The sequence below is a fragment of the Corallococcus sp. AB011P genome (assembly GCF_003611605.1).
Lineage (GTDB): Bacteria > Myxococcota > Myxococcia > Myxococcales > Myxococcaceae > Corallococcus > Corallococcus coralloides.
Window position 1 is genome coordinate 53,463 of the sequence record NZ_RAVX01000021.1, and the last position, 23,412, is coordinate 76,874.

At 70.9% G+C, this 23,412-nt stretch carries 16 protein-coding genes; 4 read left to right on the forward strand and 12 right to left on the reverse strand.

Translation table 11 applies throughout. The features are described from left to right. Positions 1-12 precede the first annotated feature (12 nt). Together D7X30_RS43710 and D7X30_RS34240 are read left to right on the forward strand one after the other, a co-directional pair. Positions 13-5,679 (forward strand): amino acid adenylation domain-containing protein, encoded by a 5,667-nt coding sequence (locus D7X30_RS43710; protein WP_147443389.1) that lies wholly within the window; start codon positions 13-15, stop codon positions 5,677-5,679. Then, positions 5,676-7,118 (forward strand): glycosyltransferase, encoded by a 1,443-nt coding sequence (locus D7X30_RS34240; RefSeq protein ID WP_120567175.1) that lies wholly within the window; start codon positions 5,676-5,678, stop codon positions 7,116-7,118. Before D7X30_RS43710 ends, D7X30_RS34240 begins: the two co-directional genes overlap by 4 nt. Before the next feature lie 53 nt (positions 7,119-7,171). Here D7X30_RS34240 and D7X30_RS34245 read toward each other — a convergent pair whose 3' ends face one another. Continuing rightward, complete coding sequence (locus D7X30_RS34245) at positions 7,172-8,047, reverse strand: class I SAM-dependent methyltransferase (RefSeq protein ID WP_233591962.1); 876 nt, start codon at positions 8,045-8,047, stop codon at positions 7,172-7,174. Between the two features lie 111 nt (positions 8,048-8,158). Between D7X30_RS34245 and D7X30_RS34250 the strand changes: the two genes are divergently transcribed. Next, positions 8,159-9,328, forward strand: a complete 1,170-nt coding sequence (locus tag D7X30_RS34250) for a hypothetical protein (protein WP_120567177.1) — start codon at positions 8,159-8,161, stop codon at positions 9,326-9,328. A 27-nt stretch (positions 9,329-9,355) separates the two neighbouring features. Continuing rightward, positions 9,356-9,718 (forward strand): YciI family protein, encoded by a 363-nt coding sequence (locus D7X30_RS34255; protein ID WP_120567178.1) that lies wholly within the window; start codon positions 9,356-9,358, stop codon positions 9,716-9,718. A gap of 25 nt (positions 9,719-9,743) precedes the next feature. Here D7X30_RS34255 and D7X30_RS34260 read toward each other — a convergent pair whose 3' ends face one another. The 11 genes from D7X30_RS34260 to D7X30_RS34310 form a co-directional block, all read right to left on the reverse strand. After that, positions 9,744-11,453 carry a DUF4091 domain-containing protein gene (locus D7X30_RS34260; protein WP_120567179.1) on the reverse strand — a complete coding sequence of 570 codons (1,710 nt, stop codon included), beginning with the start codon at positions 11,451-11,453 and terminating at the stop codon, positions 9,744-9,746. Between the two features lie 448 nt (positions 11,454-11,901). Next, a complete protein-coding gene (locus D7X30_RS34265; protein WP_158619439.1) occupies positions 11,902-12,861 on the reverse strand; it encodes a lysylphosphatidylglycerol synthase transmembrane domain-containing protein in 960 nt (319 codons plus the stop codon). Between the two features lie 156 nt (positions 12,862-13,017). Then, the gene (locus D7X30_RS34270) at positions 13,018-13,734 is read right to left on the reverse strand and encodes a phosphoribosyltransferase (protein WP_120567181.1); all 717 of its coding nucleotides are present in this window, start codon (positions 13,732-13,734) and stop codon (positions 13,018-13,020) included. Between the two features lie 63 nt (positions 13,735-13,797). Then, positions 13,798-13,974 carry an FmdB family zinc ribbon protein gene (locus D7X30_RS34275; RefSeq protein WP_120567182.1) on the reverse strand — a complete coding sequence of 59 codons (177 nt, stop codon included), beginning with the start codon at positions 13,972-13,974 and terminating at the stop codon, positions 13,798-13,800. Positions 13,975-14,042: 68 nt separating this feature from the next. After that, positions 14,043-14,768 (reverse strand): TVP38/TMEM64 family protein, encoded by a 726-nt coding sequence (locus tag D7X30_RS34280; RefSeq protein ID WP_233591963.1) that lies wholly within the window; start codon positions 14,766-14,768, stop codon positions 14,043-14,045. Positions 14,769-14,782: 14 nt separating this feature from the next. Next, on the reverse strand, positions 14,783-15,943 hold the full coding sequence (locus D7X30_RS34285; protein ID WP_120567183.1) for an FtsX-like permease family protein: 1,161 nt from the start codon (positions 15,941-15,943) through the stop codon (positions 14,783-14,785). Positions 15,944-15,946: 3 nt separating this feature from the next. Beyond that, complete coding sequence (locus D7X30_RS34290; RefSeq protein ID WP_120567184.1) at positions 15,947-17,113, reverse strand: FtsX-like permease family protein; 1,167 nt, start codon at positions 17,111-17,113, stop codon at positions 15,947-15,949. Further along, positions 17,110-17,808: an ABC transporter ATP-binding protein gene (locus tag D7X30_RS34295; RefSeq protein ID WP_120567185.1), complete on the reverse strand. Its 699-nt coding sequence runs from the start codon at positions 17,806-17,808 to the stop codon at positions 17,110-17,112. Before D7X30_RS34295 ends, D7X30_RS34290 begins: the two co-directional genes overlap by 4 nt. Continuing rightward, the gene (locus tag D7X30_RS34300) at positions 17,805-19,043 is read right to left on the reverse strand and encodes an efflux RND transporter periplasmic adaptor subunit (RefSeq protein ID WP_120567186.1); all 1,239 of its coding nucleotides are present in this window, start codon (positions 19,041-19,043) and stop codon (positions 17,805-17,807) included. The genes D7X30_RS34295 and D7X30_RS34300 overlap by 4 nt, the downstream gene beginning before the upstream one ends. Before the next feature lie 98 nt (positions 19,044-19,141). Continuing rightward, positions 19,142-21,805 (reverse strand): formate dehydrogenase subunit alpha, encoded by a 2,664-nt coding sequence (gene fdhF / locus D7X30_RS34305; RefSeq protein WP_120567187.1) that lies wholly within the window; start codon positions 21,803-21,805, stop codon positions 19,142-19,144. Beyond that, positions 21,793-23,262, reverse strand: a complete 1,470-nt coding sequence (locus D7X30_RS34310) for an NADH-quinone oxidoreductase subunit F (RefSeq protein ID WP_120567188.1) — start codon at positions 23,260-23,262, stop codon at positions 21,793-21,795. The genes fdhF and D7X30_RS34310 overlap by 13 nt, the downstream gene beginning before the upstream one ends. Between the last annotated feature and the right edge of the window lie 150 nt (positions 23,263-23,412).

Genomic DNA, 23,412 nt, shown 5'->3' on the forward strand with positions numbered 1-23,412 from the left:
GAAGCGCACGGCGTGAAGCCAGAGGACCGGGTGCTGCAGTTCGCCTCGCCGGGCTTCGACGCGTCGGTGGCCGAAGTCTTCTCGACGCTGGCTGCGGGTGCGTCCCTCTGCCTTGCACCGCGAGAAGCCCTCATGCCGGGAGGCGCGCTGGAAGGCACGGTGAAGCAGCTTGGCGCGACAGTGGTGACGCTGACGCCGTCGGTGCTGGGGCAAGTGGTGGACGGAGGCCTGGACGGCATCCGCACGCTCATCTCCGCAGGCGAGGCTGTGCCCGCTGCACTGGTGCGCAAGTGGAGCGAAGGCCGGAGGATGCTCAACGGCTACGGCCCGACGGAAGTGACGGTATGCGCCAGCGTGGCGCCGTCGCTGACGCCGGAGCGGGTGACGGTGGGCAAGCCGCTGGGCAACGTGCGGTTGTACGTGCTGGACGAAGGGCAGCGGCCGGTGGGAGTGGGCGTGGTGGGGGAGCTGTACGTGGGAGGCGCGGGCCTCGCACGCGGCTACCTGGGCAAGCCCGCACTCACGGCGGAGCGCTTCATCCCGGACGGCTTCAGCGGTGAGGCCGGCAGCCGGCTGTACCGCACGGGAGATTTGGTGCGGTGGGGCGAAGACGGAGACGTGGAGTACGTGGGCCGGCGCGACGGGCAGGTGAAGGTGCGCGGCATGCGGCTGGAGGTGGGGGAAGTCGAAGGCGTGCTGGGCACGCACCCCGGCGTGAAGCAGGCGGCGGTGGTGGCGAGGAAGGAGGCCACGGGCACGAAGCTGTGGGCCTACGTGGTGGGCGACGTGGAGGCGGCGGCGCTGCGTGAATGGCTGCGCGAGCGGGTGCCGGAGCACATGGTGCCCACGGCCTACGGGACGCTGGAGGCCCTACCGCTGACGTCCAGCGGGAAGGTGGACCGCTCGAAGCTGCCCGCGCTGACGGCGGAGTCCACGCCGCGCGCGCACGTCTTCGCCGCTCCCCGCACTCCAGTGGAGCAGCTCATCGCGGACCAGTGGGCGGAGCTGCTGAAGGTGGAGCGTGTCGGACTGACCGACAACTTCTTCGACCTCGGTGGTCACTCTCTCATTGGCACCCAGGTGGTCTCACGGCTCCGTGAGCTGTTCGGCGTGGAGCTGCCGCTCCAGCAGATCTTCGATGCGCCCACCGTCGAGCTACTCGCGGCCCGGGTCGAGGGACTCCGCGCACGGAGCGAAGGTGCGTCGGCGATGCCGCTGGTGTCGTCCGTCAGCCGCGAGGGCGAGCTGCCGCTGTCCTTCTCGCAGCAGCGCTTGTGGTTCCTGGATCGGCTGGAGCCGGGCAGTCCGCTCTACAACGTTCCCGCGGCGGTGCGGCTGTCAGGCGCACTCGACGTCGGAGTGCTGGAGCGGTGCTTCGCGGAGATCCTCCGCCGGCATGAAGTGCTGCGCACCACCTTCCCCGTGTCGCGGCAGACGCCCGTGCAGGAGATCCACGCCGAGGGACACCTTCCCCTGGTCGTGGGCGAACTCACAGCGCTGGACGAATCCAAGCGTCACGCGGAAGTGCTCCGCCTGGCGGAGGAAGAAGCCCGGAAGCCGTTCGACCTGTCGCAGGGCCCCCTGGTCCGCGCGGTGCTGCTGAAGCTCGGTGAGACGGAGCATGTGTTGCTGCTGACCATGCACCACATCGTCTCCGACGCGTGGTCCACGGGGATCCTGCTGCGGGAGCTCGGGGAGCTCTATCCGGCGTACCTCACCGGTGAGCAGCCTTCGCTGCCGGAGCTGGCGGTGCAGTACGCGGACTATGCCGCGTGGCAGCGCGGCTGGCTGAACGAGGAGCGCCTGGCGTCGGAGCTGGGCTGGTGGAAGGCGCGGCTCGACGGGGCACCGGCGCTGCTGGAGCTGCCCGCGGATCATCCGCGTCCGGCGGTGCAGAGCCACCGGGGTACGCACCGTGTGCAGCGCATGCCCCTGGAGCTCCAGGAGGGAGTCCGGCGGCTGGCCCGGAGCGAGGGCGTCACGCCGTTCATGGTGCTGCTGGCGGCCTTCAACGCCTTGCTGTCCCACCTGTCCGGCCGCGAGGACATCGTCATCGGCACGGACGTCGCGGGCCGCGATCACCGCGAGGTGGAAGGGCTCATCGGCTTCTTCATCAACCAGCTCGTGCTCCGCACCCGCGTGGAGCGGGCAGCGAGCTTCCGAGAGCTGCTCGGCGGGGTGCGTGAGACGACGCTCTCCGCCTACGCGCACCAGCACGTGCCCTTCGAGAAGCTGGTGGAGGCGATCAACCCGGAACGCAGCCTGGGGCATGCGCCGCTCTTCCAGGTGAAGCTGTTGCTCCAGAACGCGCCGGTGCCGGAGCTGCGGCTGCCGGGACTGAGCCTGCGGGGCGTCGACTTCGAGACCGGCACCGCGAAGCTGGACCTCATCGTCTCCTTCACGGAGGGAGCGGAAGGCCTGACGGGGCTGTGGGAGTACAGCACGGACCTGTACGAGGAGCAGACGGTCCGTCGGTGGATGGAGGGCTTCGAGCGCGTGGTGCGGGCGCTGGTGGAGAAGCCAGAGCAGCGGGTCGGGGACGTGGAGTGGATGGGCGTGGAGGAGCGGCGGCGGGTGGTGGAGGAGTGGAACCGGACGGGGAAGGCGTACGGCCCGAAGGGTGAGTGCGGACACGAAGTCTTCGAGTCGGTGGTGGACGCGCGGCCGGAAGCGGAGGCGGTGCGGACGGAAGCAGGAGGGGTGAGCTACGGGGAGGTGGAGGAGAGGGCGAACCAACTGGCGCATCACCTGAGAGGGCTGGGAGTGGGCCCGGAGGTGCGGGTGGGGCTGTTGGTGGAGCGCAGTGTGGAGTGGGTGGTGGGGATGGTGGCGGTGCTGAAGGCGGGAGGCGCCTTCGTGCCGGTGGACGTGACGCTGCCCGCGCTGCGAGTGGGTGAGTTGCTGGAAGAGTCCGGCGTCGCGGTGGTTCTGACGCGCGAAGCGCTGGCGGACGAACTGCCCACGGGCAACGCAGTGCTCGCATTCGTGGACGCAGATGCGAGGCAGGTGGCGAGGCAGCCGAAGACGCGGCCCACGAAGAAGGTGGTGCCGGAGTCCCTGGCGTACGTGCTCTTCACGTCGGGAAGTACAGGCAAGCCGAAGGGCGTGATGGTGCGCCACGGTGGTCTCTCCAACATGGCGCACGCGGTGGCTGAAGCGCACGGCGTGAAGCCAGAGGACCGGGTGCTGCAGTTCGCCTCGCCGGGCTTCGACGCGTCGGTGGCCGAAGTCTTCTCGACGCTGGCTGCGGGTGCGTCCCTCTGCCTTGCACCGCGAGAAGCCCTCATGCCGGGAGGCGCGCTGGAAGGCACGGTGAATGCGCTGGGCGCGACGGTGGTGACGCTGACGCCATCGGTGCTGGGGCAGGTGGTGGACGGAGGCCTGGAAGGCATCCGTACGCTCATCTCCGCGGGCGAGGCCGTGCCCGCGGCGCTGGTGCGTAAGTGGAGTGAAGGCCGGAGGATGCTCAACGGCTACGGCCCGACGGAAGTGACGGTATGCGCCAGCGTGGCGACGTCGCTGACACCGGAGCGGGTGACGGTGGGCAAGCCGCTGGGGAACGTGCGGTTGTACGTGCTGGACGAAGGGCAGCGGCCGGTGGGAGTGGGCGTGGTGGGGGAGCTGTACGTGGGAGGTGCGGGCCTCGCACGTGGCTACCTGAGCCAGCCCGCACTCACTGCGGAGCGCTTCATCCCGGACGGCTTCAGCGGTGAGGCCGGCAGCCGGCTGTACCGCACGGGAGATTTGGTGCGGTGGGGTGAAGACGGAGACGTGGAGTACGTGGGCCGGCGCGACGGGCAGGTGAAGGTGCGCGGCATGCGGCTGGAGGTGGGGGAAGTCGAAGGCGTACTGGCTATGCACCCGGCGGTGAAGCAGGCGGCGGTGGTGGCAAAGAAGGAAGCCACGGGCACGAAGCTGTGGGCCTACGTGGTGGGCGACGTGGAGGCGGCGGCGCTGCGTGAATGGTTGCGCGAGCGGGTGCCGGAGCACATGGTGCCCACGGCCTACGGGACGCTGGAGGCCCTGCCGCTGACGTCCAGCGGCAAGGTGGACCGCTCGAAGCTGCCCGCGCTGACGGCGGAAGCCACGCCGCGCGCGCACGTCTTCGCCGCTCCCCGCACTCCAGTGGAGCAGCTCGTCGCGGACCAGTGGGCGGAGCTGCTGAAGGTGGAGCGTGTCGGACTGACCGACAACTTCTTCGACCTCGGCGGTCACTCCCTCATCGCCACCCAGGTCGTGACACGGCTCGGGGCGCTCTTCGGTAGGGAGCTCGCGCTCGCGGATCTCTTCGAACGTCCCACGGTGATCGCGCTGGCGGAGCTCCTCCAGACGGCCAGTGCCACGGAGGGCGCGAAGCCGCTTCCGCCCGTCGTGCGGACGGCTGCCACCGACACGCTGCCGCTGTCGTTCAGCCAGGAGGTCTACTGGTCTCCGGAGCAGGGCGGCGCCGGGAGCGCGCACAACGCGTCTCCGGTCGTATTGGGCCTGGGCGGAATGCTGGACGTGGCCGCCCTGAAGCGCGGCGTCGAGGAGATCGTCCGCCGTCACGAGAGCCTGCGCACCACGTTCCCCACTGTGGATGGCAAGCCCCGGCAGCACATCCTGCCGCCCGGTCCCGTCCCCTTCGAGGTGGAGGCGCTCGACGCACTGCCAGAAGCGGAGCGGGAAGCGGAAGCCATGCGCCGCGCTCGCGTGCAGATGGACCGCCCCTTCGATCTGGAGCACGGACCGCTCCTTCGCTGCCACCTGTACCGGCTCAATGCCGAACAGCACGTGCTGCTGGTCAACATGCACCACGCGGTGACGGACTTCGTGTCCTTCTCCGTCTTCGCGGGCGAGCTCGCGGTGCTCTACGCCGCCTTCCGCGAGGGCCGCGAATCACCCCTGCCGGAGCTCCCCATCCAGTACCAGGACTTCACCCGCTGGCAGCACGCGTGGCTGAAGGACGGTGCGCTGGAGCGCCTGCGGACGTACTGGGACGGGAAGCTGTCGGGGCCGCCGGAGGACGTGCGGCTCCCCCTGGACTTCCCGCGCCCGGAGCGGGAGTCGCTGCGCGGCGCGAGCCTCGACCTCGTCCTGCCGCCGGAGCTCGTCGCCCGGCTGAAGCAGCTCTGCCGCGCCGAAGGCGTGACGCTGTTCATGGTGCTGCTGTCCGCGTTCCAGGTCCTGCTGTCGCGCCGGGCCCAGCAGGAGGACATCCGCGTCGGCTTCGCGCATGCCCAGCGTCCGCGCCCGGAGCTGGAGCCGTTGATTGGCATGTTCGCCGGATACCTCGTCATCCGCACCCGGATGGAGCAGGGGCTCGCGCCGCGCGAGGCGCTGGCCCGCGTCCGCACGGCCTACCTGGAGGCGTTCGCGCATCAGGGGTTGCCCCACTCGGAGCTGGTCCAGGTGCTGCCCGGGCTCTGCCGCATCGGCTTCACCTTCTCCGACCGCGAAGGCAACGCCCCCCAGGTGCCCGGCCTCGCGGTGCGCCCGCTGATGCGCAGCCGGGGCTGGACGCTCTACGACCTGAAGCTCGGGGTCTCCGACACGCCCGGCGGACTCATCGCCACGCTCGAATACAAGGTCGACCTGTTCCGACCGGACACCATCGCCGAGCTCCTTCACGAGTGGCGACAGGTGCTGAAGTCCTTCTGTGACGCCTTCCCCCCATCCATCTCGAGGAACCAGCCATGACGCAGCAGCGGGTCAATCTTTTCACGGAGTCCGAGCCGTTCAAGACCGCCGGCGGCGTCATCAATGGCCTGATCCTGGAGGACCTGAAGGAGCAGGGGCACGAGGTGAACACCCACTTCAAGCACCGCCTGGGCCCCGCCGACACGCCCATGCCCGTCGCCACCGCCGACCGGCTGCGCCGCATCCTGGCGGAGCCTCCCGCGGACCTCGCCATCTACTGTGACATGGGCCTGTGGATCCATCCGCCGAGCCCGCGCATCGCGCGCCGCTCCGTGGTCCTCTTCCATGGGCTCGTGGGCGGGCAGTCGCTCTGGCTGGGCAATCCCGCGGTGGACCTCTACACCGCCTACTCACCGTACATGCGCGAGGCGCTCATCAGCCTGCTGACGCTGCCCGACGTCCGACGCCGCACCTGCCTGGATCCTTCCGGCTTCGACAAGGTCGTGGACTTCCACGCGGGCCTGCCCTGCGTCGCCAGCGCCACCGGTGACTCCCGCATGCAGGGCGCCCAGCTTCCTCCCCAGGTCCAGGAGGCGCTGGACGCGGGCGACGTGCTGGGCCACGCGCTGCAGCCTCGCAAGCCGGACTGGTACGCCGTCCTCAACATCCTCCTGCACCTCAACCTGCAGTCGCGGGAGGCGAACGGGCCGCGCTACCGGCTCATCGTCGACGCCGAGGACTTCGCCCTCATCGACTACTCGTACACGCACGGCTTCCCGTTCGACGTGAGCAGCGCCCGGTCCATGCTGGACGCGATGGGCTTCAAGATCTCCGACCTGCTCATCCCGGTGCGCTTCCTCAACCAGGCCGCGCTCTTCCGGCTCTTCGAGCTCGCGAAGTTCGGGCTCTCCTTCAACATCTACCCGGAGCCCTTCGGCTTCTATCCGCTGGAGTCCGTCTACCAGGGGTGCCCCGTCTACACGAACGGCATCGGCAACAACCGCTTCAGCGTGCCGCCGGGCCACGGCATCCGCGTCTTCGACAACGTGGACATGGCCTTTGGTGATCCGTTCTCCTTCCAGGAGGTCGCGAACGCCATCCTGGAGGACGTCCGCTCGCGCGAGCGCGTCACCCAGGAGTGCGCCCGGGGCCGCGACTTCATCACGCGCAACTTCGACCGGGCCAGCTTCACGCGCACCTGGCGCAAGGCCCTGGAGCACCTGGACGCGCCGCGGCCAGCGCCCCGGCCCTTCGAGTCGCTCGTCGTGAAGCAGAGCCCCATGGTGCGCCGCCTGGAGGAGGAGACGGGGCGCGTGGTCAGCGACTTCGAGCGGCAGACGCTGGAGCCCCGCGAGCTGGCCATCCTCAAGGCCTCGCTGGATCGCGCCATGGGCCAGGTGCTCAGCGACATGAACGAGGCCGACCAGGCGCTGCTACAGGGCCTGTTCTCCCGGGGCGTGCTGACGCTGCGCCCCGAGGGCCACGTGTCCGGCCTGTGACGTGAAACACAGGGCATGGCGGACGACAGCGCGCCATGCCCCAATCACCGGCCTCAGGCCGGGTTCTTGCGGATGATGACCTGGAAGCCCTTGAGCACCACTTCCAGGTGCTCCGAGGCGGCGCTCAGGAACGCGTCGATGCCGATGTCCGGCCGGGCAATCTTCGTGTGCGGGGTGATCTGCGCCTGGGCCATGCCGTAGTCGTCGAAGATCATCAGGCCGCCCGGCTTGAGCAGCGGCCAGCTCAGCACCGCGTCCTCCAGCGTGTCGTACGCCTGGTGGGAACCATCCACGTAGATGAGATCGTACGTGGGCTCCGGCGCCAACTGGCGCAGCACCACCGACGACGCGCCCTTCAGCTTCTCCACGCGAGCCTGCGCGCCGCTGGCGGCGATGTTCGCGTCGAAGCGCTGCGCGTACTCGGCCGCGAACAGGTCCACGCAGGTGATACGGCTGGTGGGATCCGTCAGCACGTTCTCCAGGAGCCAGATGGCGGAGCGGCCCTCGTAGCTGCCGATCTCCAGCGCGCGCGTGCCGGGCTGGCCCTTGAGCGGCGCCAGCGTCTTGCGCCAGTCGTCCTCGGCCTTGGACATCCAGTCGGAGGAGAACTGATAGCGCCCCACCTGACGCGCCGCGGGGTGACGCTCCAGGTAGCCGTTGAGCGCGGCCTTCGTCTCACCGGAGACCCACGGCATCTGCAGCAGGCGCTCCACCGCCACGCGGGCCGCCAGCCGCAGGTTGTCCGCGGACGTCGCGTGCGGCCCCAACTGCGCCACCGAGCCGTCCTTCACCAGCGACCAGGCCGCCTCCACGTCCTGCAGCCACGTCACCACTCCCGCGTTCGCGTCAGGTCCCGGTGCCTTCATCAGCTCCTGCACCCGCGACGCCAGCGATGACACCTTCGCGGCGATCTCCACTCCTGGATTCACTTCGACCATCCTTTCCACTTCCGGGCGTTGGGCCCACAGGAGCCCGATGGTAAAGGAATCCGCGTGTTTCGTGTGAAAACCTCCAACCCTGCAACGGATGATCCTGCGCCCATGTCTGACACCTTGTTGGTGACCTCCATCGTTCGTGTTTCCGGTACGGGTGAGAGCAGCGGCTTCGTGCGGTGGGTCAGCATGAAGGAGCGCCGCGTGCTGAAGACGTGGCCCATCCTGGAGAGCCGCTTCCGCCAGTACGATCTCAACCCCCGGGGAGGGCTGCGGGGAGGGCGGGGCCTGGGCTGCACCGCGGACCGCTTCGTGATCGCGATGACGGACCGGCTGTATGTCTTCGACCGGCAGTGGAATCAGGTGGCGGAATTGTCACATCCGCTCTTCGGCGAGGTCCACGACATCCTGGTGGAGCCGGATGGCGTGTGGGTGACGGCGACGGCGTCGGACGCGTTGATCAAGCTCGGGTGGGACGGCCGGCTGCTGCGCTCGTGGAGCTGGCGGAAGGACGCGGGGCTGGCAGAGGCGTTGGGGCTCGCGGCCTGGGCGGGGGAGGCGGCGGAGGTGGACTACCGGGATCCGCGGCAGCTTCCGCCGCTCTACGACTTCGTCCACATCAACGGCGTGGCGCGCGCGCCGGAAGGATTGTTGCTGTCCTTCGGCTTCGTGGCGTCGGGGGCGACGCGCAGGTTCCAGAGCCTGCTGGGCCTTCCCGGACGGGTCCTCAAGGGCATGGGCATGGACACCCCGCTGGCGAAGCCCTCGCGCATGTTCGCGATGCGCTTCCTGGGCGCCCGCTATTCGTCAGCCACCTGGCTGGGCGTGCTGCTTCCGGATGACGGACCGGCGCGCATCGTGGCGCGTCAGGAAGGGGTGAAGATTCCCAACCACAACCTGACCTGGAACGAAGACGCGCTCGTCTTCAACGACACGCACTCTTCCCAGCTCGTGAGCCAGAAGCTGGATGGAAGCGGGCGGCGTCAGGCGACGATTCCCGGCACTCCGAGGGCCTTCGCGCGTGGACTGGCGCCGCTGGGAGGTCAGCGCTTCATCGTGGGCAGTCAATGTCCCACCGCGCTCTACGAGGTGGACCTCCACTCGGGGCGCAGCGAATTGCTCTGCAAGCTGGGTGACAACGTCCACGAATGCGTCTACGCCGTGCATGCGGTGCCGGACACGTTCGGGGAGCCTCCCGAGCAGCTCTGGTCCTCCGCCGCTCCACCGGTGGACGTCGCGGTGGACGAGGGTCCTCGCGCCGTGGCGGTGGGGAACTGACTGACGGCGCCCCGGAAGGAGCAGGTCATGTCGTACATGCTGGTGGTGATGCAGACCGGAGGCGGGAAGCCCCAGACGGCGGAGGAGAAGCGCGTCGCGGCGGACCGGATGGAGCGGATGCGGAGCTTCGGGGCGTCGCTCCAGGCGCGCGGCATCCTCCATGCGGCGGACTCCCTGCGCTCGGACGCGGAGGGCATCCGGGTGGAGCGGCGTGACGGGAAGCTCAGCTTCAGCGATGGCCCGTTCACCGAGTCCAAGGAGATCATCGGCGGCTTCTTCCTCCTCGACGTGAAGACGCGCGAGGAGGCGCTGGAGCTGGCCACGCAGTGCCCCGCGGCGGAGTGGTCCACCGTCGAGGTCCGCCAGAGCGGTCCCTGCTACGACCCGTGAGCGGCGCGGCTGCGCACGCCGTCGCCTACGGCGGCGTAGCGCGGTTGCGGCACAGCTGCAGGTAGCGCCGGATGAGCTGGAGCCGCGCCCGGTCGAAGGCCTCACCGTCGTCGGGGACCGCCCAGGCGTGCGGGATGAGCTTCCGGGCCACGGCGCGCGCGTAGCCCGGGTCGCCCGCGTCACTCACCAGCTTCAGCCATTCGTAGTCCTGCATGCCCTGCCGGATGAGCTTCATGCGCAGCGAGGGCAGGGGGATTTCGGTGGTGCCGCCGATGACGGAGGGCAGCCCCGGATAGAAGAGCGTGCCGTCACCGTTGCCATTGAAGCGGAATTGCGTCGTCCACGCGGTGAAGAGCAGGCCCACCGTCTGGTAGTACAGCTCGCCGCTGGCACCGTTGATGAAGTCCAGCCACTGCATGCCGCGCGCCTTGGCCGCCGAGCGGTCCACCATGTACGAGGGCCAGCCCTGGCCGGGGATGTTCTCCGGCGGGGGCGGCTCTCCCGCGACACAGCCGTGGCTCGCGCAGCTCTGGTACAGCCACAGCTCACGGTTGGGTTGGGTGAGGAAGTCGTCGTATTTCGGGCGCTGGTCGCCCTCGTAGGGTGGCTGGGTTCCGTCGATGAAGTTCACCAGCACGGTGATGATGTCGATTTCCTCCAGCAGCCCGTGGGCCTCCAGCTCGGTGACGGTGCTGGTCAGCAGCGTGCGCAGGTTCGGGGCCGACATGCGGGTGAGCTCCGCCCGGGCCGCCACCGCCTCCCAGGTGGAGCCGTAGGGCGGCTCATCCCCCACGTAGTCGAACGAGCGCGACAGCCAGCCGCGCGCGTCCGCTTCCGTCTGGAACTCCGTCAGCGACGCACCATTGGCCGGCCCCAGGTACTGCAAGGCCGTCATGCGCGCCCCGGGCAGGCGGTTGGGGGCGGAGCCGTCGAGGAACGGCCCCCAGCGCTCGCTGAACGTGTCGTAGTCCGGCAGGTCCCACGTGGGCAGGTTCACCTCCCGGGGAAAGCCGCTCGCCAGCGTGATGCGGTGCTCCAGCGCCATCCGGTGGAAGAGCTTCAAGAGGCGCACCTGGGTGTCCACGGGGCACACCGGATCGCCCGTAAAGGCACGGCACACGTGGGGCGGCCAGAGCAGGAAGGCGCTGCGCAAAGAGGAGGTGCTCGGCAGGAGGGCATCCACCACCTGGAGGCGCACCTCCACCCGCGAAGTGAAGCCGTCACCCTTCACCGACACGGCGCCGCGGTAGGTGCCAGGACGCGCGTGGGGCGGCACGTGCACGTCCACCCAGACGGCGCGGGATTCGCCCGCGGGCACGTCGAAGGGAAAGGCCAGACGCTTCTCGCCCACCACCTCGTCCACGTCCGGCACCAGGCCATCCGGCCACCGCCCGGGCGTCGTCCCCGGAGGCGTGGGGGTCGTGATGTCCAGGAGCGCCTCCCGGTAGAGCAGCAAGTCTCCGCCGTGGATGCGCGACCGGCCCCCGCGCAGCTCCGGCAGGACGGCGCTCACGCCCCGCAGCCCCGACCGGCCTCCGTGAAGCACCACCTGGAAGGACACGAACTCGTTGCGCGCGGCGGTCAGCGACACGGAACGCTGGACGCGGGGAGGCGTCTCCGGGCGCACCTTCACCATCGCGCTTTCGCCCCAGATGGCCGGACGCGATGGATGCGCCCAGGCGACCTGGCTCCCCAGCAACAGCAGACAGGCCAGTCCCAGCTTGATGGTTTGCATGGCATCAAAGGCTGGAACTTGAGAGGGATTGCGGCAATCCGTCCTCCGGTACCAGGGCCCGGGGGCTGCCCGACACCCGGACTGCTCCCAGAGCTTCATGGCGCCCACCGGGACCCGCCTCCAGGGAGTCGAGAGCCGGCTGGACTCGCTTCCACCATTCCTGACGTTGTAATCGCTTTACACCCCAGACAGAGCCGAAGATGGACGCAACCCCTCCGCCGGCAACGACGGCGAAGTTGACGACCGCTGTCAGTGTTTCGCTTGGAGAGTCCACCGCCAGCGCAAGCAATAGTGGAGACATGGGTTCCTCCCGCTCCGTGAAGGGTTCAAGGCATGAGAGCCTTGGCAAGCTTCGGACATCTAAACGGCGAGCAGTCCGCCTGGTCCGTGAGGCAAGGCAGCCTTCTGGAATTCGGCCTCGACCTCTGCGGACCCGGGCCGCCGGATGTCATTCGCGAAGCTCGCCCCGGGAGAGCCAGAGGCCCGGCAGCAGGGGGAGGTAGAAGCTGAAGCCGCGGAACAGCACCGTCGCGGAGAGCGCCGCGGCCAGGGGCACGCCCATGAGCGTCAGCGCCCCGGTGGAGGCCGCCTCGAAGGTGCCCAGGCCTCCGGGGATGACGCCCAGGGTGCGCGCCAGCGCGGACAGCATGAAGGCGGTGAAGACGCTGGTGGGCGCCGCGTCCACGCCAATGGCGCGCAGCAGGGCCCAGAGCGTCGCCGCGTCGAGCAGGTGGATGATGAAGTTGAAGCCTGTCGCCTCGGTCAGCACGCGGGCGCTGTGCGCCAGCTCCGGCGGCGCCTCGGAGAGGGCGTGCAGCAGCGTCCTCGCTCCCGGAATCCGCGCGAAGCCGCGGGGCGGCCGGTGACCGCCGTCCCCCCGGGACAGGCGCAGGAGGAAGACGATGAGCGCGCCGCTGAGCGCGATGAGCACCGCCGTGGCCCCCCACACCAGCGTCCGCGCTTCGCCAATCCAGTCCGCCATGCCCAGCGCGACGAGCAGCGCGAGGATGAGCGCGGTGTAGTTGGTCATCGTCTCCACCACCACGCAGGCCATCACCGGCCCCCGCGCCACCCCGCGCCGCTCCAGTCCGTGGACGATGAGTGCCGCGCCGCTGATGCCGGCGGAGGGGAGCGCCTGGTCGACGAAGAGCTTCGCGAAGCTCATCGCGTAGAGGGCGCCCAGGGACACCCGGAAGCGCGTGCGCCGCAAGACCGCGCGCCACACCGCGGACTGCGAAAGGTATGTCGCCGCCTGGAGCAGCACGGCGACGAACAGCCACGCGGGGGCGGACTGCTTCAAGAGGCGCGCGAACTCGCGCTCATCGGAGGCGCGCGCCACCACCAGGATGAGCGCGGCCAGCAGGGCCAGCCCGAAGCCCCAGCCGCGCCAGCCCTGCCGGGCCGCCACTTCCGGCAACCCTCCGCCCGGCCTCATTTCGAAGGGACCGAGCCAGCCGTGCCTGGCATGGTGGGGAGCCTCCGCCAGGGTGCGAAGCGGTGTGGCGGCCTCGTCGTGGGCCCGGTCCCCGCGCCGTCCCACCCTCGCGACGGGCCTCCCCTCCGGTCATTCCGGGCCCAGGCCACGGGACGGCTCTGGATGGGCGGAGCCGGTGGGGGGCGAGGGCTGACTCCGCTCGAAGGTGCTCCGCGCCAGCGCCAGCAGCTCCACCACTTCTTCGTCCGGCACCTGGCGGAAGTCGAGGTACCACTGGCCGATCGCGAACATCGACAGGGCGGAGCACACGCACACCACGTCATCCACCTGCGGCGTCAGCTCGTTGAGCGTCAGGGTGTCCGCCACGGGGACCGCGAGGATCAGGCGCCCGGGCTTTCGCGCGCGCAGCGCCTGGAGGGCCGCCCGGACGGTGGCTCCGGTCGCGATGCCGTCATCAACGAGGATGATGCGCCTTCCCTCCACCCACGATGGCGCCGTGCCCTGGCGGAAGCACGTCACGCGTGTGTCCACCTCGGCGGTCTTCTGGTGGATGGCCCCGCGGAGGTCGTCCTCCGTGAGGTCCATCTCGTCCATCAGCTTCCGGTTGAGGAAGACGACTCCTCCCTCCGCCACCGCCCCCAGGCCCAGCTCCGGGTATTCCGGCGCGCATATCTTGCGAACCACGCAGACGTCCAAGGGGGCGCCCAGCGCCGCCGCCACTTCGTAGGCGACGGGGACGCCGCCCCGGGGCAGCCCCATGACGAGGGTGTGCTCGCCCGTGTACCCGCGCTCGAGCAGCCTGCGCGCGAGCCGCCGGCCCGCATCCACACGGTCCTGGAAGTACATGGTCTGCCCCCTTGAGCTGGAGGAAGCACGGCCGGGAGGTCTGTCACCCGGCCCGTGCGGGCCTCAGTAGGTGAGCCACTTCTTGGCGGTCACGACATGGACGGAAGAGATGCGCTTCTCCACCTCCTTCGACTCGTGGCCACGCGGACACTTCGGCATCCGCTCGTCGTGTTCCTTGATGGTCATGATCTCGGTGAAGGGCTCCTGACATTTGCGGCAGAAGTACTCGTAGACGGGCATGGCTTGCTCTCCCAACGGTGCGCGTGGCCTCCAAAACAAGATGGGGTCCGCTGTCGGCCGGTGGCAGGTCACGAGGCGTCATCCCCCCTCCGGGCCGCTGGCGACCGCGCGCCAAGGCGCTTGCGCAGCAGATGGAAGGCCCACAGGCCGGCGAGGATGCCGGCCGCGCCCAGTCCCAGCAGCACGGGGGTGCGCCGCTCCAGGAAGCTGGCGCCCAGGTAGATGGTGCCCACCGCGTAGGGGAGTTCCGCCAGGGCGAGCACGGCCAGATAGCGGCGCAGCCCATAGCGCGCGAGGCCGAGCACGTAGCCCGGGATTTCGGATGGGACGGCGAGCTGGAAGAGGAGCACCACGCCAAAGGGCGTGCGCCGCGAGATGCGCTCCTCGTAACGGTCGAGCAGGCTGGCGGAGGTGAGCCGGCGGATGACGGGCCTGCCCCATGCTCGGGCAATGCCGTAGGCGCACGCGCCGCCCAGCATCCAGCCCACCCAGAGCAGCAGCGCGCTGACCGCCTTTCCCCAGGCCTGGAGCGCCACCGGCAGCAGCAGCGCGCTGGAGAAGAAGGCCAGCATCGCGGACAGGGCGGAGAGGAGGACGAAGAGCACCGCGCCCCAGAAGGGATGCGTGGAGATGACGGGCGCGACCGCGTCGACAGCCCGGCGCAGGAGGGACTGGAACGCGTCCGAGGACGCGAGCAGCGCGAGGCCGGCGAGCAGCAGTACCAGCAGGAGCGCCCGGCCCCACATGGCAGGGAGCCCGTGGTGCGCGTCGTGCGGCTGGGGGGAGGCGTTCATGGGCTCCAGGTCCTTCAGAAGGCGCGCAGTGCGTCCAGGATGGACAGTCGCGCGGCGCGCAGCGCGGGAAGCAGCCCGCCCAGGAGCCCCATCCCCGTGCCGAACAGCAGCGCGCCCAGCAGGATGGCGGGGGTGGGGGAGAAGCCGAAGCTCACCGCCGCGAACGTCTGGAAGTTGAGCGTGCGGATGTGGATCCACCGCGTGGCCAGCGCCCCCAGCGCGCCCAGCACGCCTCCGGCCGCGCCCAGCATGGCGGACTCCACCACCACGCTGGCCAGCACACTGCGCCGCCGGAAACCCACCGCGCGCAGCATCCCCAGCTCCGCGACGCGCGTCGCCACCTGAGCGTACATGGTGATCATCGCCCCCAGCACCGCGCCCACGCTGAAGACGAAGGACACGAAGAGGCCTAGCACGCGGATGAAGGTGGCCAGCCCGCTGGCCTGGTCCGCCCAGTACTCGGGCTCCGGCCGGGCCTCCAGCGTGAAGCGCGGGTTGGCCTCCACGCGCTTCACGAAGGCATCCACCTCAGCGGGCGAGCGCAGCCGCACCACCGCGGAGCTGTAGTCCTCGCGCCCGAAGGCCGTGCCCAGGCGCATGGCATCCGCCCACACCTCGGACTCGAAGGCCCCGCCCCGGGCGGCGAAGACGCCCACCACCGGCCAGCGCTGCCGGGCGAACCTCAGCTCCCCTCCCAGCGTGGCCTCCGGCGAGGTCCCGACGAGCGAGCGGCCCAGCACCACCTCGTTGGTGCCCGGCCGGGGCCTGCGCCCGGAGACGAGCTGGACCTCCGGCCGCGCCGCGAAGCTCTCCGCGCTGATGCCACGCGCCGACGTGTTCATCGCCTGCGTGCGGCCGCTGGGCAGCGTCAGCAGCACCACCCGCTCCCCGGCCACCAGCGGCTGGCCGTCCGGTCCGGAAGCCACCTGGGGATCCGTGGTGAGGATGCGCACCGCGTCCCGCTCCACGCCGCTGACCAGCTCGCTGGTGGCCCCCTTGCGCAGCACGACGACGTTGGACACGTCCCCGCCAGAGGCCAGCGCGGACTCGATGCCGTTGGCCAGCATCAGCACCGCGGAGAAGACAAAGACGACGAGCCCCAGCCCCACCACCGTGAGGCCGGTGGACAGCCGGCGCGCCCACAGGCTGCGGGTGTTGTAGAAGAGCGGCACCATCGCTCAGGCCACCCTCCGCAGGCCTTCCGCCACCGGCAGCCGCACCGCGCGCAGGGCCGGCAAGACGCCCGCCAGCAGGGACACCGCCACCGCCGCGAGCGCGGAGACCCAGAGCGTGTGCCAGCGCGTGAGGTGGTCCGGCATCGGGCCGAACCGCGAGGCGATGAGCTTCGCGAAGACGTTCACCAGCACCGGCGCGGCCGTCACGCCCAGCGCCGCCGAGCACAGGCCGATGACGGAGGACTCGGCCAGCACCAGCGCCACCACGGTGCGCGGGCGGAAGCCCAGGGCGCGCAGGGTGGCGATGTCCCGGGTGCGCTCGCGCACGCCCATGGCCAGCGTGTTGCCGATGACGAGCAGGATGATGAGCAGGATGACGGTGGACACCACCCGCACCGCGGTGACGATGGCCGAGGACATGGCCACGAAGCCCAGCTGGAAGGCCTTCTCGCTCTCCGTCTTCGTCGGGTAGGGGCTGTTGTCGAACAGGTGGTCGATGGCCGCCGCCACCTCGGCCGAGCGCGCCGGGTCGTCCACTCGCACCGCGTAGATGCCGACCTTGTCCTTCATGGTCTCGGTCAGCCGGTCGCTCTCGTTGAGGCAGCGGTAGCCGAACACCAGCGCGGTGGTGTCCACCCCGGGGCGCGCGCCGCGGTAGATGCCGTGCACGTTGAACGTCCAGTCGCCGGGGTAGAGCTGCCCCTTGAGCGTCACCCGGTCCCCCGCCTTCCACCCGAAGCGCCGGGCCAGCTGCTCCCCCACGAGCGCGCCACACGGGTCCCCGCGGAAGGCGGCGAGCTGCGAGGGCGGGACGACGAACTCGGGGAAGACGTCCAGGAAGGTGTGGGAGTCGATGGCGAAGTTGGCGAAGAAGTCCTTCTGCGTGTCGCCCAGCGTGCCGCCGAACCACTCCTGGTGCGTGACGGAGGTGACGCCCGGCAGCGCGGCGATGCGCGCGTAATAGGACAGCGGCAGCGGCTGGGTGAAGGACACCTTGTTGCGGACGATGAGCCGGTCCACCTGCGCGGCCCGCGCGTTGTAATAGAACATGTCGACGACGGTGCTCAGGAAGATGAAGGCCGTCACGCCCACCGCGCCCGCGAGCACGGTGAGCGTCATCCGCAGCGGGTTTCGCATCAGGTCGCGGCCCGCCAGTCCCACGTAGTTCACTGGAGCACCCCCTTGTCCAGGTGGTGCACGCGGCCCGCGCGCTCGGCGGCATGCGGGTCGTGCGTCACCATGACGAGCGTCTTGTGCAGGTCCCGGTGGAGCACGCCGAAGAGATCCAACACGGCCTCCGCCGACTTGCGGTCCAGGTCCCCCGTGGGCTCGTCCGCGATGATGAGGTCCGGGTCGGAGACGATGGCGCGGGCAATGGCCACACGCTGCTGCTCGCCGCCGGACATCTGAGGCGGGCGGTGGCCCACGCGGTGGCCCAGCCCCACCAGCTCCAGCGCGGCGGCCACGTGCCGGCGCCGCTCCCCGCGCGTCAGCGGCGTGAGCAGCAGGGGCAGTTCCACGTTCTCCGCCGCCGTGAGGACCGGGATGAGGTTGTAGAGCTGGAACACGAAGCCCACGTGGGCGGCGCGCCAGTCGCTCAGCTCCCGGTCGTTCATCCGCGCCAGGTCGCGGCCGGCCACCTCGACGAGGCCGCTGGTGGGCCGGTCCAACCCGGAGACGAGGTTGAGCAGCGTGGACTTGCCGGAGCCGGACGGGCCCATGAAGGCCTCGAAGGCGCCGGTGCCGATGGTCAGGTCCACCGCGGCCAGCACGGGCACCTCCACCGTGCCGCGCCGGTACGTCTTGGACACGCCCCTCAGGCGCACCATGGGGTCCGGAGCCGCGGGCGGCGCGTCCTGGATCATCCGCCTTTCGCCTCCACCTTCACGCGCCGGCCGTCGTGAAGGCGCTTCGGGTCCGGGGCCACCACCACCTGCGTGCCCGCGCCCGGCCCCTGCGTCAGGGACACCTCGTCCCCCACGCGCTCGCCCACGCGCACCGGCTGGCGCGTGAGCCGTCCGTCCTTCACCACCCATACGGCGGCGCCCTTCGCGTCGCGCACCACCGCGCTCGCGGGCACTCGCTGAGGCTGTCCATGCTCGGCCAGCTCCCCGGGAGGCAGTGCCTGGCGGAGGAAGGACACCTTGGCGCCCATGTCCGGCAGCGCGCCCTGGGGGACGGACTGGAAGCGCACCAGCACCGTGGCGGTGGCCTTGGAGCGGTCGATGGCGGGGCGCACCGTGGCCGCCTGGCCGGGGAAGGCGCGCCCCGGCAGGGCGTCCAGGAAGATGAGGGTGGGCTGGCCAATGCGGATGCGCGAGAGCTGCTCCTCACTGACCTCGGCCTCGACCTCCAGGGCGTGGAGGTCCACCAGCTCCACGATGCCGCCCAGGTTGGTGCCGGTGAGGGCAGCCGGAGCGAGCACCGCGCCCTCGTTCGCGAGCTTCTTCGACACGGTGCCGTCGAACGGCGCGCGCACCACGGTGTGCGAGAGCTGGAGGCGGGCCGCCTCGCTCGCACGGCGGGCGACGGCGAGCTGCGCCCGGGCCAGGTTGAGGGACTCCTGCGTGGCGAGGCCCGCGGTCTCCACATCGAGGAGCTGGGCCCGGGGGATGACGCCCTGCCTGGCGAGGTTGCGCGTGCGCTGCGTGGTGCGCTGCGCATTGAGGGCCTGGGCCTCGGAGGCGGCGAGCTGTGCCTCGGAGGCCCGCACCGCGGCCTCTGCCCGATCCAGCACCACGCGGGCATCCCGGTCATCCAGCCGGGCAAGCACCTGGCCCCGCCGCACGGCCTCGCCTTCCTCCACGGCGACCTCCACGAGCTGGCCCGCGACGAGCGGCGCGATGACCGAGCGGCGCCGCGAGTCGACGTAGCCGGAGGCGGACAGCTCCGTCTGCTGCTCGCCGGGGAGCGGCTCGCGCACCTCGGCCACGCGCACGGTGGGCGCGCTGCGTGCCACCGCGGCCGCCACCAGGACGAGCACCGCCACCAGGAGCCCCACGGGGATGAGCCAGCGCAGCCTGCGCCGGCGCTTCATGGGGGCGGCGGAGCGGTCGATGCGCAGGGCGCTCAACGCGGTCTGGGATTGTGCGTCGGCCATGGCACCTCCCGGCCAGGACCCCGGGCCCTCGAGGATGAGGGTAGGGAGGCGGAGGGCGGGGTGCCACGAGCAGGGCGCCGCTCGCCGCCGCGCCCCGGCTACTCCACGTGCTCCACCCGGACGGCCGTGACCTTGTAGTCGGGCGTATGGGTATACGGGTCCTGATGCGGGCCGATGACGGCGTTGATGAGGGTCTCCGCGGTGTGGAAGGTGGTGAAGAGCTCGCCGGGCCGCAGCCCTTCCGCGCGGTGCATGGGCAGCACCGCCTCGCCATGCCGGCTGCGAACGCGCACGCGCGCGCCCTCCTGGAGCCCCAGCTGCTCCGCGTCCGCCGGGGCCATGTCCAGCCAGTCGCCGGGTTGGAGCCGTGCGTTCGGCGTGCGGGACGTCATGGTCCCCGCGTTGAACGCATACAGCCGCCGGCCCGTCATCAACACGAAGGGGAAGTCCTCCGAGCGCGCCTCCGGCGACGGGGTGTAGCCAATGCGGCGCAGCGCCGCCCGCGGGCCCAGGGCAAAGCCGTGGGTGTGCAGCACCCGGGTGCCCGGGTGCGCCTCGTCGGGGCAGGGCCACTGGAGGCCGCCGTGCTCCAGGCGCGCGTACGACAGGCCGGCGCCCACGGTCCACACGCGCCGCACCTCGTCCCAGATTCCTTCCGGAGAGGTGAAGGCGAAGCCTTCGGGGTGTCCCAGCGCACGAGCCGCGCGGCAGAGGATCTCCCAGTCCGGCAGGGACTCCCCCGCGGGGGGCAGCGACGCGCGCACCCGCTGCACGCGCCGCTCGCCGTTCATGAACGTGCCGTCCTTCTCGAACGAGGTGCACGCGGGCAGGAAGACGTGGCCGAAGGCCCGCGCGGTCTCGTTGAGGAATATGTCCTGCACCACCAGCAGCTCCAGCCGCTCCAGCGCCTCGCGCGTGGTGTTCGCCCCCGGGTTGGTGAGCAGCACGTCGTAGCCGAAGGCCCACAGCGCCTTGAGCCGCCCGCCGCGCGCCGCCTCCATCATCCGCATCAGGTCCAGCCCCGGCGCTCTGGGCAGGGGTGAGCCCCAGGCGGCCTCGAAGCGGGCGCGGTGCTCCTCCAGGGGGACGTAGCCGGTGAGCTGCCCCGGCTCGCAGCCCATGTGCGCCGCGCCCTGCACGTTGTTCTGCCCGCGCAGGGGGTTGACGCCCATGCCCGGCCCGCCGAGGTTGCCCGTCAGGAGCGCCAGGTTCACCAGCGCCATGACGGTCTCGGTGCCCTGCACGTGCTCCGTCATGCCCAGCCCGTGCACCATCATGGACGGGCCGTGCGTGGCGTAGAGGCGCGCGGCCTTCCGGAGGTCCTCCGCGTCCACCTCGCACAGCCGCGCGGCGCGCTCGGGTGTCCAGTCGCGGATGAAGGCCTGGAAGTCCTCCACGGCGTCCACGCGCTCGCGCAGGAAGTCCGGGGCGCACAGGTCCTCGGTCACGATGACCTGGGCCAGCGCGTTGAGCAGCGGCACGTCCGTGCCGGGCCGGGGCCGCAGGTGCACGTCCGCGTAGCGCGCCAGCTCCGTGCGCCGCGAGTCGATGACGATGAGCTTCGTGCCCCGGAGCACCGCCTGCTTGATGCGGGCGCCGACGACGGGGTGGCACTCGGTGGCGTTGCTGCCCGCCACCAGCAGGGTGCGTGCGTGCTCCACGTCCTCGAAGGAGTTGGTGGAGGCGCCCGTGCCCAGCATCCGCTTCAGCCCGGCGGCGCTGGGCGCGTGGCACACGCGGGCGCAGCAGTCCACGTTGTTCGTCCCCAGCACCACGCGGGCCAGCTTCTGCGCCAGGTAGTTCTCTTCGTTGGTGGCCCGCGCGGAGCCCAGCATGCCCACCGAGTCCGGGCCGTGCGCGTCCCGCAGGCGGCGCAGGCGCTCCGCGATGAAGCCCAGCGCCTCGTCCCAGGAGGCCCGCCGCCAGCCGCCCGCCTCGCGCAGCAGCGGCGCGGTGACGCGGTCCGGCGCCGTCACGAAGTCGAAGGCGTAGCGCCCCTTGGAGCACAGGTGGCCCCGGTTGGACGGGCCCTCGCGTGAGGGCCGCACGGTGACGATGCGGCCCTCACGCGTGCCCACGTCCATCTCGCAGCCCACGCCGCAGTAGGAGCAGGTGGTCCGCGTCCACGCTTCCGGCCAGCCCCGGTCCAGCAGCGTGCGGTCCTCCAGCGCGCCGGTGGGGCAGCTGTCCACGCATGCCCCGCAGGAGACGCACGAGCTCTGCTTCAGGTCCGGCCCGTCCGGGAGGATGCGCGTCGCGGCGCCCCGGTCCCACACCCGCCAGACGAACTGTCCCTGCACGTCGTCGCAGATGCGCACGCAGCGGTAGCACTGGATGCACTGGGACATGTCCACGTGGATGTACGGGTGCGAGTCGTCCAGCGACTCCGGCCGGTGCGTGCCGCGCGCCTCGTCCGCAAGACCGTACTCGCGCAGCGCGCGGTGGAAGGGCTTGTCCGGATGGCGCGCCACCGCTTCGGCCGGGTACTGGGAGGCCAGCAGTCGCAGCAGCACCTTCCGTTGCGCCTCCACCTGGGGACTGCGCGTGCGGACCACCATGCCCTCCGCCAGCGGCGTGGTGCAGGCGGTCACCAGACGCTCGCAGCCCTCCACCTCCACGATGCACGTGCGGCACGCGCCCACCGGCGTCAGGCGTGTGTCGTCGCACAGCGCGGGGATGGAGATGCCCAGGGACTCCAGCGCCTCCAACACGGTGCCGGGTGTGCACTCGCGAGGCTGCCCGTCGATGATCACGCGAAGCATGCCTCCACCTCCTCCCGGTAGTGGCGCAGCACGCTCCGGGCGAACTCCCCCAGCCCGGTGCCGTGTCCACACAGGCTGGTGAGGCGCAGCGCCTCGGCGACCTCCTCCCAGTCCGCCGCGCCGGCACGGGGGACGGTGCCGGCGTCCAGCACGCGCGCGAAGAGCCGCTCGACGTGCCGCGCTCCCAGGCGGCAGGGCGTGCACCTTCCGCACGACTCGTACGCGCCGAAGGAGAAGACGTGGTGCACCAGCGCGGCGATGGACGTGCGCGCGTCGAAGGCCACCACGCCGCCGTGCCCCACGGATGCCCCCGCGGCCTGGAGTTCCTCGAAGCCGAGCGGGGTGTCCAGCAGGTGCGGAGGGAGGATGCCCGCCAGCGGCCCTCCAATGAGGACGCCCTTCAGCGGACCGGTGCGCAGCCCGCCTCCCAGCTCCTCCACCACGGTGCGCACCGGCGTGCCCAGCTCCACTTCGTAGAGCCCCGGGCGGTGGAAGAGCGAGTTGAGCGACAGCACCTTCGTGCCTCGGCTGCCCGGGATTCCCAGCGCCGCGTACGCCTCGCCGCCATGGCGTGAGATCCACGGGAGGTTGGCGAGCGTCTCCACGTTCTGCACCAGCGTGGGCTGGCCGAACAGGCCCGCCTGGGCGGGGTAGGGGGGCCGGGCGCGCACGAAGGGCCGGCGTCCCTCCAGGGCGTTGAGCAGCGCGGTCTCCTCGCCACACAGGTAGCTGCCGCGGCCCACCTCGATGGAGACCTCGCAGGAGAACGCGCTGCCCAGGATGTGTGGACCCAGCACGCCCTCACGGTGGGCCTCGTGCAGGGCCACGTGCAGCACGCACGCCGCGAGCGGATACTCCTTGCGCACGTAGATGACGCCCCGGCGTGCGCCCACCGCGTACGCCGCCAGCAACAGGCCCTCCAGCACGGCGTGGGGGTCGTCCTCCATCAGGAAGCGGTCGATATAGGCCCCGGCGTCACCCTCGTCCGCGTTGGCCACGACGACCTTCTCCGCGCTGGGAGCGGCGGCCACCGCGCGCAGCTTGCGTCCGGTGGGGAAGCCCGCGCCTCCCCGGCCGCGCAGCCCGGACCGTTCCACCTGCGCGATGAGGGCCTCGGGGGGCGAGGACAGCGCCTGCTCCAGGGCCGCGTAGGCGCCCTGGCGGGTGGCCTCTGTCAGGGCGCGGGCTCCGCCGCTGGCGACGCGCCCCAGCGTGATGGCCTGGGGAGCCCTGACGTGCACTTCAGGGCGAGCATCCTCACCCGTGACGGAGGGCGCCCGGTAGCACTGGCCCAGGCAGTAGACGCGGGTGTCACCCGAGGTGGCCTGACGCCAGCGCGCGGCATCCAGGTGGCGCGCGACGAAGCAGGCGGTGCCCTGACAGGCATGCGTCCCCAGGGGGCCAGGCCCGAGGTGATAGAAGGATTCGATTTCGGGTGTGTGCTGCCCTGGCTTCATGCGCCGCCTCCTCCCGCAACGTGCGCACGCCGCGCGCTTCGGACTTCGCGCCCGCGCTGCTTCCTCGGCGTGACATCCCTCCTCACTCCAGGGTGATTCGCACGGCGGTGTCCCCCGTCCATCCTCCGAGGCCATGGCAACGACACCGGA